Raw genomic sequence first — 15,272 nt, 5'->3', positions numbered from 1 at the left:
CGGATAAACAAAACTGATGCGCTAAAAATGTGCAGACAAGAGAGTCTCTGACGGTTGCTCTCTGAACAAAAAGTATAACCCCTAATTATTAATCAATATATGACAGAATGGCAGGCCAACGAGTGAGAGTTATCCATGTTACCCAGTGATGATATAAGCATATTCACCCTGTTACTGCTTATCATTTTTATTGCGCTGTCCGGCGTAGGGTTTTATCAATGGTTTATTCACTGGAGGGCGAAAAACAGTCAATCCCAAGCCAGCCATCTGCCTTTTGTACATAACAGCACCCGTAAATTATCAACAGACGAAACGCTGGCTATCAGCGAATATCTGGAATATATAGAAAAAGTGCGTAAAGAGGGCAATAAATCAGGCCATTTTCTGAAATCAGCCCTGATGCCCTACAGCGACAATGTTTACGCTTCTAATTCGTCGATTATGTCGTTACCGTCCTCCGACGATAAAGAGAATATAAAACGCTATTACATTGACGGCATAGAAGTCTATTTAGAACCTGAATGGATTGAGTATATTGAAAATACTAATCAGGTTGAGATCGTTAAAACACAAACCATTCCGCTGGTTATCTCACTTAATGGCCATAAGCTAACTGATTTTGTACAGTCTAAACGTTTGGTTGATACTGCTACTGCACCTCAACTGAAACATCCGCTGCCAAAAGATAAAGAAAACAGCGATAACGTTGAGTTAATTCGTTTACGCAAAGAAACGACAGCAGAGTACAACCTGAAACCGAAAAAGAAGGTGTGTGAGTCACTCATTATCGCCCTCTCTTACATTATCTTTTTCTTTAGCCTGATTAGTTCCTCTGAAATTTTACCCTGGCTGGTTGCTCTGGCGATCCTCTTATTAGGCCTCGGTATTTGGCGCATGTTTCGTAGTGAACTAAAGCAAACTCAATATAATATCCACTGTCTACGCGGTATTCCTAAGCGCTGGGGATTATTTGGCGAGTCAGATAACGGCCAGTTAACCAATATTTCTATTGGGGCTATCGACCTCATCTATCCACCGCACTGGCAGCCTTATGTGGGTTACGACCTCGATCATAAAACCAACATTGATATTTATCTGAACCGCTATGTAGTGAAGCAGGGTAAATTTCTCTCACTGCATAATGAATCGGTTAATTTTCCGCTGTTCCACTGGGGAAAAAATCTGGTACTGGCGCTATCTTCACTGTTGGTTATCCTTTTATTGCTAACCTCAGTTCCTATGAAGCGCCCTCTGGAGCTTAGCCTGGCTCTGCTGGATGGTTCAAAAAATATTAATGTAACCTCCCCTGAGCAGCTTAAAGCTTCACAAGTCGAAATTGGCGATCACTTAACCGTTCAGGGTTCTGGTATGTGCAGCATCCCTGCCATTTACCGTAGTGATATCGTTTATCCTTTTATGCCTTTTGACTGTACAGAAATGTATTGGGGTTCTGTTAATCTGCCTTCTCTGCCCTCATCAGAGGTGATTGATAACGCCATTGCGCTGCTGGATACGATGAACTATCAGCTTAATCCGCTAAATAATCAGGCAATAAAAAATAATCCTGATCTGGCCAGAACGGCTGAACGCGCAGGAATGACGGTAGTGCCTGACTTTTCAGATATTGTGATAAAAACCGAGAAGTTATGTAAAGATTCCGGAGACTGCCGTCGACTAAAAAGTTCATTGCTGATTCTAAGTAATGAAAAAGACTGGGATGAACTGGTCGAGAAATCACAGATTCATTCATTGAAAGACACGGATGTTTTCCTGCGCCCTGTGGCAGCAGATACGCTCCGATCACAGGTTAATTCTATTGTTTCATCATTCTTCTACAGCCAGACTCACCAGGCAGCACAGGCGCTATACAATAAGCCAAAAGGTGGATTTTATATTCGTAATGATGACGATGAAAAACAGATGGTAGACGGTGACGAACTCAAGGAATTGACCCATCCAAGCATTCCATTGGATACGTTGTATGACAATACGGCGATTAAACAATGGTTTGAGTTACAACGCCTGTCAAACAAGTTATTGAACGCTCACTTCCGTTCCAGTGGCATTGTGATTGATATTCAACCTATCGAGAATGGCACCATCAAGATTTCACTACACAGTGAGTCCAGTCTGGTCTCATTCTGGCGTTATGTCGGTTCCAGTCTTCTGTTTATCGTGATGTCCCTTAGCCTGATTTATAACATCGCGCTGTTTATTATTCGGCTACGCAAGAACGCCCACCGGACAGAAAAAATTCAGGACTATTACGATCGCTGTTTTGCCAAGGATTTCAGACACACCGTCCAACAAGGCTGATATTGGCTTTTCACTCTCAGGGCGAAATACCTTGATTTATTGTATTTCGCCCATATGTTGAAGTATCGGCAATTTTCATCCCCGTTCCATGCATCCGGCAGGCGCAATAGTGAAGTTATCTATTCCACCTCTTGCCAGAGCCACTCAGGAGAATCAGTGATGGCAAACTCACCCGAAGAACAGGATATTCGGCTCGATAAGTGGCTTTGGGCTGCTCGTTTTTATAAAACCAGAGCGATTGCCAGAGAAATGGTTGATGGTGGCAAGGTGCATTACAACGGCCAGCGATCCAAACCCAGCAAACTGGTGGAAGTCGGTGCTGAAATTCGCCTGAGACAAGGAAACGATGAAAGAACTATTATCGTTAATGCCTTGAGTATGCAGCGCCGGGGAGCCAGTGAAGCGCAGCAGCTTTATCATGAAACTGCGGAAAGTGTGACTAAAAGAGAAAACATTTCTCAGGCACGTAAGCTGAATGCATTAACCATGCCTCATCCGGATCGCCGTCCGGACAAGAAAGAGCGCCGTAATCTGATAAAATTTAAATATGGTGATGATGAATAATCTCCAGCTTTATTGAGAATAGCCATTACCCTAACGAGAGAAAATCCATGCAAAACGCAGATCTGTTACACCGCTATTTATTTGAAAAACATGATGTTCGAGGTGAGCTGATCTCGCTCAGTGATACCTATTGTCAAATTCTCGAGAACCATGATTATCCGGTTGCGGTACAGCGCCTGCTGGGCGAAATGTTGGTTGCCACCAGCTTACTTACCGCTACGCTAAAATTTGACGGTGATATCACTGTTCAACTTCAGGGCGATGGCCCGGTTAAGCTGGCGGTGATTAACGGCAATAACCTACAAGAGATGCGCGGTGTTGCCCGTCTCCAGGGAGAAGTCAGTGATAACTTCACGCTAAAACAAATGATTGGTAATGGCTATCTGGTTATTACTATCATTCCTAAAGAAGGTGAACGTTATCAGGGTGTCGTAGGCCTGGAGGGTGAAACCGTCGCTGAATGTATTGAGGCTTACTTCCTTCAGTCTGAACAACTTCCTACTCGCCTGTTTATCAGAACCGGTGCTTATCAGGGGCAAGCTGCCGCTGCCGGTATGCTATTACAGGTTCTGCCTGCCCACAAAGGTAATGATGATGACTTCGAACATCTGGCTACGTTAACGGAAACCATTAAAGGGGAAGAACTTTTCTCTCTAAACGTCGAAGAAGTTCTGCACCGTCTATACCATGAAGAAGATGTCACGCTGTTCGATGGCCAGAAGGTTAGCTTCCATTGTACTTGTTCCAGAGAGCGTAGCGCTCAAGCCTTAATGGCTCTCCCACAGGATGAGCTGGATGCTCTGATTGCTGAAGAGGGGCATATTGATATCCACTGTGATTATTGTGGTAACCACTATCTGTTTGAAAAAATGGATATTGATGCCTTACGACTAAATGGCAGTACGACGTTAGAAAACGACACGCGTCATTAATACACGCTTTGCCGGGAATGAAATATCGTTATTCCCGGCATTTTTATCTTTATTCTCTGCTCATATCCCTCTGTTAATCGTTTCACCTCTCAATTACCGAGATGTGGATCGCATCTTCTATCAAAATTTAGAACAATGTGCCGATCCTTGATAGTTATCTCAGTCACCGTCAGGAAAGCCTTTACAATAAACATCAGTATTCATCTTTTTAAGGAAAAATTATGAGCACAAATCGTATCACTCCCCAAGTTCTGACTACCTACGGTATCCAAGACGCCACTGAGATAGTGTACAACCCAAGCTATGATTGCCTGTATAAAGAAGAGACTCGCCCTGATTTACAGGGATATGAGAAGGGAACAGTAACAACCTTAGGCGCTGTAGCAGTAGATACCGGTATTTTCACCGGTCGTTCACCAAAGGATAAGTATATCGTTCGTGATGACACCAGCCGTGATACGGTTTGGTGGGCAGATCAGGGCAAAGGTAAAAACGATAATAAACCTATCACTCCTGCTGTCTGGGGCGAACTGAAAAAACTGGTTGCTAACCAACTATCCGGTAAACGCCTGTTTGTGGTTGATGCTTACTGTGGTGCTAACCCCGATACTCGTCTGAAAGTACGCTTTATTACTGAAGTGGCATGGCAGGCTCACTTCGTGAAAAACATGTTTATTCGTCCAACGGATGAAGAACTGCAAAGTTTTGAACCAGATTTTATCGTTATGAACGGCGCAAAATGTACCAACCCTAACTGGAAAGAACAGGGTCTGAACTCGGAAAACTTTGTTGCTTTTAATCTGACAGAACGTATCCAACTGATCGGCGGCACCTGGTACGGCGGCGAAATGAAGAAAGGTATGTTCTCCATCATGAACTATCTGCTGCCATTAAAAGGCATTGCCTCTATGCACTGTTCTGCCAACGTGGGTGATAAAGGGGATGTGGCGATATTCTTCGGCCTGTCCGGTACCGGTAAAACCACGCTTTCAACCGATCCAAAACGTCAGTTGATTGGTGATGACGAACATGGTTGGGATGATGATGGTGTATTCAACTTTGAAGGCGGCTGCTACGCAAAAACCATCAAACTCTCTCAGGAAGCCGAGCCTGATATCTATAACGCTATTAAACGTGATGCCCTGCTGGAAAACGTCACCGTACGTGCAGATGGCAGCGTAGACTTTGATGATGGTTCAAAAACCGAGAATACTCGCGTTTCCTATCCAATCTATCACATTGAAAACATCGTTAAGCCAGTTTCTAAAGCGGGACATGCGAAAAAAGTTATCTTCTTAACAGCGGATGCATTTGGCGTTCTGCCTCCGGTATCTAAGCTGACACCTGACCAAACCCAGTATCACTTCTTGTCTGGCTTTACTGCAAAACTGGCAGGTACTGAGCGCGGTATTACTGAACCAACACCAACCTTCTCGGCCTGTTTTGGTGCCGCATTCCTTTCATTACACCCAACCCAATATGCTGAAGTATTGGTAAAGAGAATGAAAGCCTCTGGCGCACAAGCCTATCTGGTTAACACCGGCTGGAACGGTACCGGCAAGCGTATCTCTATTAAAGATACCCGCGCTATTATCGACTCAATCCTGAATGGTGAGATCGAGAATGCAGACACTATCCAGTTGCCAATCTTCGACCTGGCAGTTCCAACTTCTCTGCCGGGCGTAAACCCAGCAATTCTGGATCCGCGTGATACTTACGCCAGTGAAGCAGAATGGAAAGAGAAAGCGGAGAAACTGGCAGATCTGTTTGTCACTAACTTTGATAAATATACCGATACCCCTGCTGGTGCAGCACTGGTGGCGGTTGGCCCAAAAGTGAAGTAATAGTGATCCGTTGTTAGTTAAAAAATATAAAGGCGCCAATTGGCGCCTTTATATTAAGAATACAATTTGAGTGGTTCAGCTATATATCAAAGCCTCAATCAGCGCTACTCTTCAGACTTACTCTCCGTCAGATAAATCCTCACACTCAACCCACCACGCTCGCTGGTTCCCATCATGATCTCACCATCATGGCCATCAATGATACGACGTAAGATCGATAATCCCAGACCAGTACCGCTAATGCTACGAGCACTATCCCCTCGAACAAAGGGCTGGAATAACATTTCTAACTGATCTTCAGGAATACCGGGGCCATCATCGTCCACCTGAAACCAAACCCGCCCCTCTTCCCTACCGCTGCTAACTTTAATCCACCCATTGCCATAGCGGGAAGCATTGACAATCAGATTAACAATTGCGCGTTTAATGGAGAGTGGATGAATATTAGCAATTAACTCACCGTGATATAAATCGGTGGCAATCTCCTGATCCAACCCACTGGCAGACACCACTTCGGCCAAAATAATATTGATATCACCCGGTTCAGTACGCTGTTCTCTACCGGTACTCAGGTAATCAATAAATTGTTCAATAATGGCATTACACTCTTCAATATCTTTATTAATCGATTCCGCCAGATAATCTTCTTTCGACCCCATCATCTCAGTTGCCAGACGAATTCGAGTCAGTGGCGTTCTTAGATCATGACTAACGCCAGCCATCAGCAACGTACGATCGTTATCTAATTGTTTAACGCCGGAGGTCATACGATTGAATGCCCGGGTAACAGAGCGCACTTCTGATGCGCCATACTCACGTAATGGCGGGGGGGTCATGCCCATCCCTACCAGCTGGGCAGCATGTTCAAGATCCGCCAGCGGTCGGTTCTGAATCCGTATAAATAGCCAGGCGCCCCCAATAACCATCAGAATGATGGCCAGGGTATAGCGAAACAGAGGAGCAAACTCCCCCTGACGTATCTCCGTCAAAGGAACCCTGACCCAAACCTTAGGAGAAAGTTCTGTTTTCAGCCACACTACCGGAGAGTGATTCCCCAGTTGAATACGAACCTCTGTTGGTCCACCGAGCTGTTGCTCCATCTGCTTACTGAGAAAGTCATAGCGCTGCGACCAGCGCAATCCACTCTCTTCGGCAGATGCATCTGTGTGTAATGAAATCCCCAATTCCCGGTACATCTCTTGCTGGAATTGGGGAGGAATGATCAAATAAGTTCCATCCTCAAGCTTTAAGCGGTCAGTCATTAACATCCGCACTTCATAAGCCAATACTTTATTAAACTGTTGAATACTTGGCAAAATAGCAAAATTCAACACTACAAAATAGGTCGTCACCAGGCTGATAAACAGCAAAGAGACAATCAATAATAAAGTACGGGCGACCGCACTGCGGGGAGGGAACCGCCAAAAAATCATGCAGCACTACCGTCCGGCACAAATACGTAACCTAATCCCCATACGGTTTGGATATAACGCGGATGCGCCGCATCTTCTTCCACCATACGGCGCAGGCGGGAAATCTGAACGTCGATAGAACGCTCCATGGCGCTGTACTCACGTCCACGTGCCAGATTCATCAATTTATCCCGGGATAACGGCTCTCTCGGATGGCTTACCAATGCTTTCAGTACCGCAAATTCACCGCTGGTTAATGGCATAGGTTCATCGTCTTTAAACATCTCACGGGTACCCAGGTTCAACTTGAACTTACCGAATACGATAACGGCTTCTTCCTGCGATGGAGCTCCGGGCAGCTCATTGGCCTGACGACGTAACACTGCACGAATTCGGGCCAATAGTTCTCTTGGGTTAAATGGTTTCGGAATATAATCGTCCGCACCAATTTCAAGACCGACGATACGGTCAACTTCTTCACCCTTGGCGGTAACCATAATAATAGGTATCGGATTACTCTGGCTGCGCAGACGGCGGCAAATGGATAACCCGTCTTCACCGGGGAGCATCAAATCAAGTACCATCAGGTGGAAAGACTCGCGGGTTAATAACCGATCCATCTGTTCGGCATTCGCAACACCACGTACCTGAAAGCCCTGCTCGGTAAGATAGCGTTCTAATAAACTACGCAGACGCATATCGTCATCAACGACCAGAATCTTATGATTCTCTTGCATGATTTCGCTCCAAAGGTTTCCTGTGAACCGCTAAACTCAAATCTCAAATAGGTTTAGCTGAGACAACACAATTTGCATAACTGACACGGGAAAATTGTTACAAAGATTAATCACTGTAAACTTGTGTCTGGTTTGCGCCATAACGCCCGTCGATAAACCCTTGTTATCCGCATGGTTCACCGATTTTCAAAACCGTTCTATTCGTCAAAGGGTTGATAGCGAATATCCAACACCCAATAGCTCACCCGGCCATTCGGTGTTTCCACACTCACTTCATCATCCACTTTTTTACCAATCAGTGCCCGAGCTACTGGCGAGTCAATAGAGATCCATTTTCTTGCCGGATTAAATTCATCAGGCCCCACTAACCGGAAAACGTTAGTCTCCCCCTCTTCGTTTTCCACCTGAACCCAGGCGCCAAAAAACACTTTACCTTCTTGCTGAGGATTTGGATCAACAATCTTCAGTACTTCCAAACGTTTAGTCAGAAAGCGAACCCGGCGGTCAATTTCACGCAACCGTTTCTTACCGTAGATGTATTCCGCGTTTTCAGAACGGTCTCCCATCGCGGCAGCTTCAGACACAGCCTGAGTCACGACAGGACGCTCTTCACGCCATAAATACTTCAATTCCTTGTCCAGCGCTTCCCAGCCCTGACGGGTGATGTAATTACTTTTTGCCATTAGATTCTCTGCACTTCAAACTATTTCAAATTGTAGCTTAATCAGAATATTTTCACCTTAGTTTATAGTGATTCAGCCAGCCTTGTGTTGGTTTCTTCTGGCATTTTTATTCAGTAATCCGTATAACGACTCTAATTTTTCACTCAGACAAATATAGGGTTTATGAATAATCTATTAAGTCGCACTATTGCCAATGAGCTACAGGTAAGACCTGAACAGGTTCTGTCCACCATTAACTTATTAGATGAGGGCAACACCGTTCCCTTTATTGCCCGTTACCGTAAAGAAGTCACTGGCGGGCTGGATGATACTCAACTCAGACAGTTGGAAACCCGACTGGTCTATCTGCGCGAACTGGAAGACCGTCGCCAGACGATTCTGAAATCCATTGACGAACAGGGCAAATTGTCAGACGAGCTGGCTTCCGCTATCAATGGCACCATGAGTAAAACCGAGCTGGAAGACCTCTACCTGCCCTATAAACCTAAACGCCGCACTCGTGGGCAGATCGCTATCGAAGCCGGTCTGGAGCCATTGGCGGACGCATTATGGCAAGATCCTCAGCAAGACCCCGAACAAGCCGCACTCTCTTACGTAGACAGTGACAAAGGCGTGGCGGATACCAAAGCCGCATTGGATGGTGCCCGCTATATTCTGATGGAGCGCTTTTCAGAAGATGCCGCGTTGCTCAGCAAAATACGTGAATACTTGTGGAAGAATGCTTATCTGACCTCCCGAGTGCTGGAAGGCAAAGAGCAGGAAGGGGCAAAATTCCGCGATTACTTCGCCCACCAAGAGCCTATTTCCGGAACGCCGTCTCACCGCGCGCTGGCCATGTTCCGCGGTCGTAATGAAGGTATTTTGAGCCTGTCTCTGAATGCCGATCCACAGCATGATGAGCCACCGCGTGAAAGCTATTGTGAGCAAATTATTACCGACCATCTGAACTTACGCCTGAATAATGCACCGGCAGATAGCTGGCGTAAGGCGGTAGTTAACTGGACATGGCGCATCAAGATTTTGATGCACATGGAAACTGAGTTGATGGGTAGCCTGAGAGAACGGGCTGAAGATGAAGCCATCAACGTTTTTGCCCGTAATATGCAAGATTTGTTAATGGCGGCACCTGCCGGGATGCGTGCCACTATGGGTCTGGATCCGGGCCTGCGCACCGGTGTGAAAGTTGCCGTGGTTGATGCAACCGGTAAGCTGGTTGCCACCGATACCATTTATCCACATACCGGTCAGGCTGCCAAAGCCGCCGCTATTGTTGCGGCACTCTGTATCAAACATAACGTAGAGCTGGTTGCCATTGGTAATGGTACGGCTTCAAGAGAAACTGAACGTTTCTATCTTGATCTGCAACGCCAGTATCCGGAAGTAAAAGGTCAAAAAGTTATCGTTAGTGAGGCGGGAGCATCGGTCTATTCTGCTTCTGAGCTGGCCGCACTGGAATTCCCCGATCTGGACGTATCTTTGCGTGGCGCCGTTTCTATTGCCCGTCGCCTGCAAGATCCGCTGGCAGAACTGGTTAAGATTGAACCGAAATCCATTGGCGTTGGTCAGTATCAACATGATGTTAGCCAAACACTGTTGGCTCGACGCCTGGATGCGGTGGTTGAGGACTGCGTAAACGCCGTTGGTGTCGATCTGAATACCGCTTCTGTTCCTCTGTTAACCCGGGTTGCTGGTTTAAGCCGGGTAATTGCACAAAATATTGTCGACTGGCGCGATACCCATGGTCGTTTCAATAACCGTAGTCAGTTGATGGATGTTAGCCGCTTAGGCCCGAAAGCGTTTGAACAATGTGCGGGCTTCCTGCGTATTAATCAGGGCGATAACCCGCTGGATGCCTCAACAGTTCACCCGGAAACCTATCCGGTAGTTGAACGTATTTTACAGGCAACACAGAAAACGCTGCACGATCTGATGGGGAGTCCTGACGCCTTGCGCGGTATCAAAGCCTCTGACTTTACCGATGAACGTTTTGGTGTACCGACGGTTACCGATATCCTGAAAGAGCTGGAAAAACCAGGCCGTGACCCACGTCCGGAATTTAAAACCGCGAATTTTGCTGAAGGGGTAGAAACCCTGAACGACCTCAATATCGGTATGATTTTGGAAGGCACAGTCACTAACGTGACTAATTTTGGAGCCTTTGTGGATATTGGTGTGCATCAGGATGGTCTGGTACATATCTCTTCTCTGGCAGATAAGTTTGTTGAAGACCCGCATACCGTGGTGAAAGCCGGTGATATCGTTAAAGTCAAAGTGATGGAAGTCGATCTGGACCGTAAACGTATCGCCCTGTCTATGCGCTTAGATGAACAGCCAGGCGAAGGTAACAGCCGGAAATCAGCACCGACTGACAACGATAGCAGACCACAGCGTCGCTCCGCACCACAGAAGGCGAAACCAGCCTCTGGCGGCAACAATAGTGCCATGGGTGATGCATTAGCTGCAGCGTTAAATAAAATGAAACGCTGATAGAAATGTAATAAATTATCACGGCTGCTGATGAACAACTATTTTCTGACTGCAGCCGTGAATATTATTCCGTTTGATATAAATCAAAAAATACACATTAACTTATTTAAACATTATATTATTAACTTTTGTGATAAATAGTAATAACAAATTCGACCTAATCACTTATTAAATAAGCTTAATTAATTTATTTTAGTTGTTAATTAATAGTAACTTCGGTCATCTTTTTACCTGATATCCAACCCTATCAGGTAAATTAATCACAATATAATCAATGCATTAAAAATCACATTTTTTAATCACTTCCTCGATCTACCGCCCTCTTCCTATTATTCCCACTTATATTGGTAGACAAAGGTAGTAATAATTATTTACGCTTAGTGAATCTCATGGCATTGTTTACGATAATCATTATTAATAACATTACCATTGTGGACATAAAAAGTTGCGTAAATGACAGGATGATACGGTTTATCGCAGGAAGCAGGATTCAAAATATCATTTATTGCTAAGTACCATTTTCAGACAAATCTTATGCTGTTATTAACATGAGTTAAGGTTACCCAGAACGTTATGACTCCACTACAACCTCAGTGCTCATACAAAATCACCGGGTTCACTCCTGAGATTAATCCTGCATATCGTCAAAAATTGCTGTCTCTCGGATTATTACCCGGTTCGGTATTCCGCGTTATTCGCGTAGCGCCATTAGGCGATCCTATTCAAATAGAAACACCTCGAGTGTGTTTAGTTTTACGCAAGAAAGACCTGAATTTTATTAAGCTCGCACTGGTTGAATAAGTTAAAACCGGTTCGATAAATAGAAGTATTACTCACTTTTATCTCTTTTTGGCTAAAAAATGAAACAACTTACTATCGGGTTAATCGGTAACCCAAACTCAGGTAAAACCACGCTGTTTAATCAGCTTACCGGCTCACGTCAACGCGTAGGGAATTGGGCCGGAGTTACCGTTGAACGTAAGGAAGGCCATTTCAAAACCGATAACAGCCAGGTAACTCTGGTGGACTTACCGGGAACCTACTCACTGACTACAATCTCTGAGCACACTTCCCTTGATGAACAAATTGCCTGTCACTATATCCTGAGTGGTGAGGCTGACCTGCTGCTCAATGTAATGGATGCGTCTAATCTGGAGCGCAGTCTCTATCTGACGCTTCAATTATTGGAGCTGGGCATCCCCTGCATTATCGCTCTCAATATGCTGGATATTGCTCATGACCAGCATATTGAAATTGATATTGAAGCCTTATCTAAAAAGTTAGGCTGCCCGATTATTCCGCTGGTTTCAACCCGTGGACGGGGCCTGAAAGAGCTGAAATCTGCCATTGATAAACTACAATTAAATCAGCATCAATCGTTAATTACTTATCCGGATGTCGTTGAAGAACAAGCCGCTAAGCTGGCCAGTCTGATGCCATCCCAATTGCCGGATCAACAAACTCGCTGGCTGGCGCTGCAAATGTTAGAAGGCGATATTTATAGTCGGTCGTTGTCCGGTGCCGCAGAAGCTCAGCTACCTCAGGCTCGAGCAGTGTTGCAAGAGCATTATCAGGAAGACCCAGGGCTAATTATTGCGGATACCCGTTATCAAACCATTGCCGCCATTTGCCACGATGTACATAACCTGAGTCAGGCACAGCCAAGCAAGCTGACCCAAACGCTAGATAAAATCGTGATTAACCGCTGGCTCGGGTTACCTATCTTTCTGTTTGTGATGTATTTGATGTTCGTGCTGGCCATCAATATCGGTGGGGCATTGCAGCCGCTGTTTGACGTCGGCTCTGCGGCTATTTTTATCTCCGGTATTCAGTGGGTCGGCCACACCTTAAACTTCCCTGAATGGCTGACAATTTTTCTGGCGCAGGGTATCGGTGGTGGTATTAACACCGTATTGCCATTGGTTCCACAAATTGGTCTGATGTATCTGTTCCTCGCTTTTCTTGAGGACTCTGGTTATATGGCTCGTGCCGCCTTTGTAATGGATAAACTGATGTATGCACTGGGATTACCCGGAAAATCATTTGTTCCATTGATCGTCGGCTTTGGCTGTAACGTTCCTTCTATTATGGGCACTCGTACTCTGGATGCGCCGCGCGAACGTTTAATCACAATACTGATGGCTCCGTTTATGTCCTGCGGTGCCAGATTGGCGATCTTTGCGGTTTTTTCCGCCGCCTTCTTTGGTAAAGATGGCGCTCTGGTGGTCTTCTCACTGTATCTGTTGGGTATTGTCGTTGCCATTCTTACCGGACTGATGCTGAAATACACCATTATGCGTGGTGAATCGACGCCGTTTATTATGGAGTTACCGGTTTATCATGTTCCTCACGTCAAGAGCCTGCTGCTGCAAACCTGGCAGCGTCTGAAGGGCTTCGTGTTGCGTGCCGGTACGGTTATCGTTATCGCCAGCGTATTAATTGGTGGTCTTAACAGTTTTTCATTTTCCGGCAAACCGGTGAATAACCTGAATGATTCAGCTCTGGCTTCTACCAGTAAAACGCTGACGCCACTGCTTCACCCGATTGGCGTCACTCAGGATAACTGGCAGGCTACCGTTGGTTTAATTACCGGAGCCATGGCGAAAGAAGTGGTAGTCGGTACTCTAAATACTCTGTATACCGCAGAACAGATCACTAATGAACCATTCGACTATGAGAACTTCAATCTGTTAACTGAACTGGAAGGTGCAGTAACAGAAACCTGGGATAGTCTAAAAGATACCTTCACTCTTAGCGCCTTAAGCAACCCGATTGAAGCCAGTAAAGGCGATGGCGAGATGAATGGCACCTCAATGGGCGTTATGAGCAGTAAGTTTGGTAGCATTTCTGCCGCCTATAGTTATCTGATTTTTGTGCTGCTCTATGTTCCTTGCGTTTCCGTTATGGGGGCGATTGCCCGTGAGAGCAGTAGAGGCTGGATGATGTTCTCTATTTTCTGGGGATTAGATATCGCCTACAGCCTGTCGGCGACTTTCTATCAAATAGCCAATTTCTCTGCTCATCCACAGCAAAGTACCGTGATTATCGCCGCTATAGTGATTTTTAACCTGCTTCTGATGTACGCCCTGTATCACTTACGCGATAGGGTAACAACCAGAATGCCAAAAGCAGCAACACAAGAAGCATGCTGTAAAAATAAAGCGGGACATTGCCACTAAAATGGTCAGCTTAATTGCCATCCGCGATGCCATTGCCTTACTGGGTATCGCGGAAGTAAACCAGCTTAGCCGTCAGTTTGATCAACCTCCGGCATTGATGCAGGCCATGCTAAAACAGCTGGAAACGATGGGGAAAATTGAACGGGTAGAAGCAGACAGCAGTTGTCTGATCGGCAACTGTAAAGATTGTCCTGATGGCAAGAAATGCCTGACTGAAGCCTACAGAATCAAGAAGCATATCTCCGCCTGAAAAACGCTCAATCCTACTCAACTTAATTCTTATCCCTTAAAGCTGGTGTATAAAACTGATTATCTGATGACAAAATTCATCAGGATGAGAAATAAACGGCGCATGAGCCGCATGATTAATCAGAATCGAACGGGATTGCGGCCATAGCGCATCCAGCAGTGGAATAATTCGTCTTGGCACCAGACCATCAAGAGAACCATAAATTCGCAACAGGGGTACGGGTAAATCAACCAATGCACTACGCAAATCATTCTCTGCCAGCAAGTGCAGGCCACCGTGTAACACGCTGACTTCCGGCATAGGGCAATTCAGTACCACTTGGTTTAATTTTTTCGCATCGTTACCAGCATCAGGCGCACCCAGAGTTTGTAACGCCATAAACTGAGCGACGGTCTGTTCGAAATTTCCACTGAGCTGCTCTTCAAAACCGCGTAATACATCGGCCCGAATACCCGGCCATTGTTCTTCATCTCTGGCACAGAAACAGGGTGAGGAAGCCACGCTAATCAGAGCCTGAACGCGCTCTGGCGCGATTAACGCTATTTTACTGGCTACCAGCCCTCCCATTGACCACCCGAGCCATATCGCCTGCTGAGGCGCACTTTCCAGCACTACGTCAGCCATCTCTTGCAAGCTGAGTATCGGATATCCCTGACTACGACCATAGCCGGGTAAATCTACCAGATGAAGCCGAAAATGCGGCGCAAGTCTGTCGGTAATGCAACTCCAGACCTCGGCATTCAGTCCCCATCCGTGCAACAGCACAAGATCGAGTTTACCTTCGCCAAAAGTCCGCCAGTAAAGAGATGTCATGAAGTAAAGTCCACTAAGCAAACCCGTCAGGGAAAACCAATTAAAGAAAGATAAC

Annotated in this window: 12 protein-coding genes; 8 read left to right on the top strand and 4 right to left on the bottom strand. The window is 45.8% G+C overall.

Annotation, left to right across the window (positions count from 1 at the left end; all coding sequences use genetic code 11):
- Positions 1–135: 135 nt before the first annotated feature.
- From I2494_RS10080 to pckA, 4 genes are all read left to right on the top strand, one after another.
- Positions 136–2,316, top strand: a complete 2,181-nt coding sequence (locus I2494_RS10080; RefSeq protein WP_218466711.1) for an IgaA/UmoB family intracellular growth attenuator — start codon at positions 136–138, stop codon at positions 2,314–2,316.
- A gap of 159 nt (positions 2,317–2,475) precedes the next feature.
- Positions 2,476–2,880 (top strand): ribosome-associated heat shock protein Hsp15, encoded by a 405-nt coding sequence (gene hslR, locus I2494_RS10075; RefSeq protein ID WP_218466710.1) that lies wholly within the window; start codon positions 2,476–2,478, stop codon positions 2,878–2,880.
- Positions 2,881–2,927: 47 nt separating this feature from the next.
- Positions 2,928–3,812: an Hsp33 family molecular chaperone HslO gene (hslO, locus tag I2494_RS10070; RefSeq protein WP_218466709.1), complete on the top strand. Its 885-nt coding sequence runs from the start codon at positions 2,928–2,930 to the stop codon at positions 3,810–3,812.
- A 221-nt stretch (positions 3,813–4,033) separates the two neighbouring features.
- Positions 4,034–5,656, top strand: coding sequence for a phosphoenolpyruvate carboxykinase (ATP) (gene pckA / locus I2494_RS10065; protein WP_267081266.1), 1,623 nt, complete (start codon positions 4,034–4,036; stop codon positions 5,654–5,656).
- A gap of 104 nt (positions 5,657–5,760) precedes the next feature.
- Here pckA and envZ read toward each other — a convergent pair whose 3' ends face one another.
- From envZ to greB, 3 genes are all read right to left on the bottom strand, one after another.
- A complete protein-coding gene (gene envZ, locus I2494_RS10060; RefSeq protein WP_218466708.1) occupies positions 5,761–7,089 on the bottom strand; it encodes a two-component system sensor histidine kinase EnvZ in 1,329 nt (442 codons plus the stop codon).
- Complete coding sequence (gene ompR / locus I2494_RS10055; RefSeq protein WP_130593198.1) at positions 7,086–7,805, bottom strand: osmolarity response regulator transcription factor OmpR; 720 nt, start codon at positions 7,803–7,805, stop codon at positions 7,086–7,088. Before ompR ends, envZ begins: the two co-directional genes overlap by 4 nt.
- Positions 7,806–8,002: 197 nt before the next feature.
- A complete protein-coding gene (gene greB / locus I2494_RS10050; RefSeq protein ID WP_218466707.1) occupies positions 8,003–8,488 on the bottom strand; it encodes a transcription elongation factor GreB in 486 nt (161 codons plus the stop codon).
- 162 nt (positions 8,489–8,650) lie between these two features.
- On the opposite strand from greB, the gene I2494_RS10045 reads away from it, so the two are divergent.
- From I2494_RS10045 to I2494_RS10030, 4 genes are all read left to right on the top strand, one after another.
- Positions 8,651–10,975: a Tex family protein gene (locus I2494_RS10045; protein ID WP_218466706.1), complete on the top strand. Its 2,325-nt coding sequence runs from the start codon at positions 8,651–8,653 to the stop codon at positions 10,973–10,975.
- 573 nt (positions 10,976–11,548) lie between these two features.
- Positions 11,549–11,776 carry a ferrous iron transporter A gene (gene feoA, locus I2494_RS10040; protein WP_218466705.1) on the top strand — a complete coding sequence of 76 codons (228 nt, stop codon included), beginning with the start codon at positions 11,549–11,551 and terminating at the stop codon, positions 11,774–11,776.
- Positions 11,777–11,835: 59 nt separating this feature from the next.
- On the top strand, positions 11,836–14,154 hold the full coding sequence (feoB, locus tag I2494_RS10035) for a Fe(2+) transporter permease subunit FeoB (RefSeq protein ID WP_218466704.1): 2,319 nt from the start codon (positions 11,836–11,838) through the stop codon (positions 14,152–14,154).
- A gap of 1 nt (position 14,155) precedes the next feature.
- Positions 14,156–14,404, top strand: a complete 249-nt coding sequence (locus I2494_RS10030; RefSeq protein ID WP_218466703.1) for a FeoC-like transcriptional regulator — start codon at positions 14,156–14,158, stop codon at positions 14,402–14,404.
- 36 nt (positions 14,405–14,440) lie between these two features.
- Here I2494_RS10030 and bioH read toward each other — a convergent pair whose 3' ends face one another.
- Positions 14,441–15,217, bottom strand: a complete 777-nt coding sequence (gene bioH, locus I2494_RS10025) for a pimeloyl-ACP methyl ester esterase BioH (protein WP_218466702.1) — start codon at positions 15,215–15,217, stop codon at positions 14,441–14,443.
- Between the last annotated feature and the right edge of the window lie 55 nt (positions 15,218–15,272).

This window comes from Limnobaculum allomyrinae (assembly GCF_016649425.1).
In the GTDB taxonomy this organism is placed as follows: Bacteria; Pseudomonadota; Gammaproteobacteria; order Enterobacterales; family Enterobacteriaceae; genus Limnobaculum; species Limnobaculum allomyrinae.
The sequence above is the reverse complement of the archived record's forward strand: the minus strand, read 5'-3'. Positions and strand labels throughout refer to the sequence as shown.

What these genes read in the sequence shown, in the direction of transcription:
- I2494_RS10045 (WP_218466706.1), top strand. Translation starts at nt 8,651, where the DNA reads ATGAATAATCTATTAAGTCGCACTATTGCCAATGAGCTACAGGTAAGA.
- I2494_RS10080 (WP_218466711.1), top strand. Translation starts at nt 136, where the DNA reads ATGTTACCCAGTGATGATATAAGCATATTCACCCTGTTACTGCTTATC.
- hslR (WP_218466710.1), top strand. Translation starts at nt 2,476, where the DNA reads ATGGCAAACTCACCCGAAGAACAGGATATTCGGCTCGATAAGTGGCTT.
- I2494_RS10030 (WP_218466703.1), top strand. Translation starts at nt 14,156, where the DNA reads ATGGTCAGCTTAATTGCCATCCGCGATGCCATTGCCTTACTGGGTATC.
- greB (WP_218466707.1), bottom strand. Translation starts at nt 8,488, where the DNA reads ATGGCAAAAAGTAATTACATCACCCGTCAGGGCTGGGAAGCGCTGGAC.
- ompR (WP_130593198.1), bottom strand. Translation starts at nt 7,805, where the DNA reads ATGCAAGAGAATCATAAGATTCTGGTCGTTGATGACGATATGCGTCTG.
- feoB (WP_218466704.1), top strand. Translation starts at nt 11,836, where the DNA reads ATGAAACAACTTACTATCGGGTTAATCGGTAACCCAAACTCAGGTAAA.
- pckA (WP_267081266.1), top strand. Translation starts at nt 4,034, where the DNA reads ATGAGCACAAATCGTATCACTCCCCAAGTTCTGACTACCTACGGTATC.
- bioH (WP_218466702.1), bottom strand. Translation starts at nt 15,217, where the DNA reads ATGACATCTCTTTACTGGCGGACTTTTGGCGAAGGTAAACTCGATCTT.
- hslO (WP_218466709.1), top strand. Translation starts at nt 2,928, where the DNA reads ATGCAAAACGCAGATCTGTTACACCGCTATTTATTTGAAAAACATGAT.
- envZ (WP_218466708.1), bottom strand. Translation starts at nt 7,089, where the DNA reads ATGATTTTTTGGCGGTTCCCTCCCCGCAGTGCGGTCGCCCGTACTTTA.
- feoA (WP_218466705.1), top strand. Translation starts at nt 11,549, where the DNA reads ATGACTCCACTACAACCTCAGTGCTCATACAAAATCACCGGGTTCACT.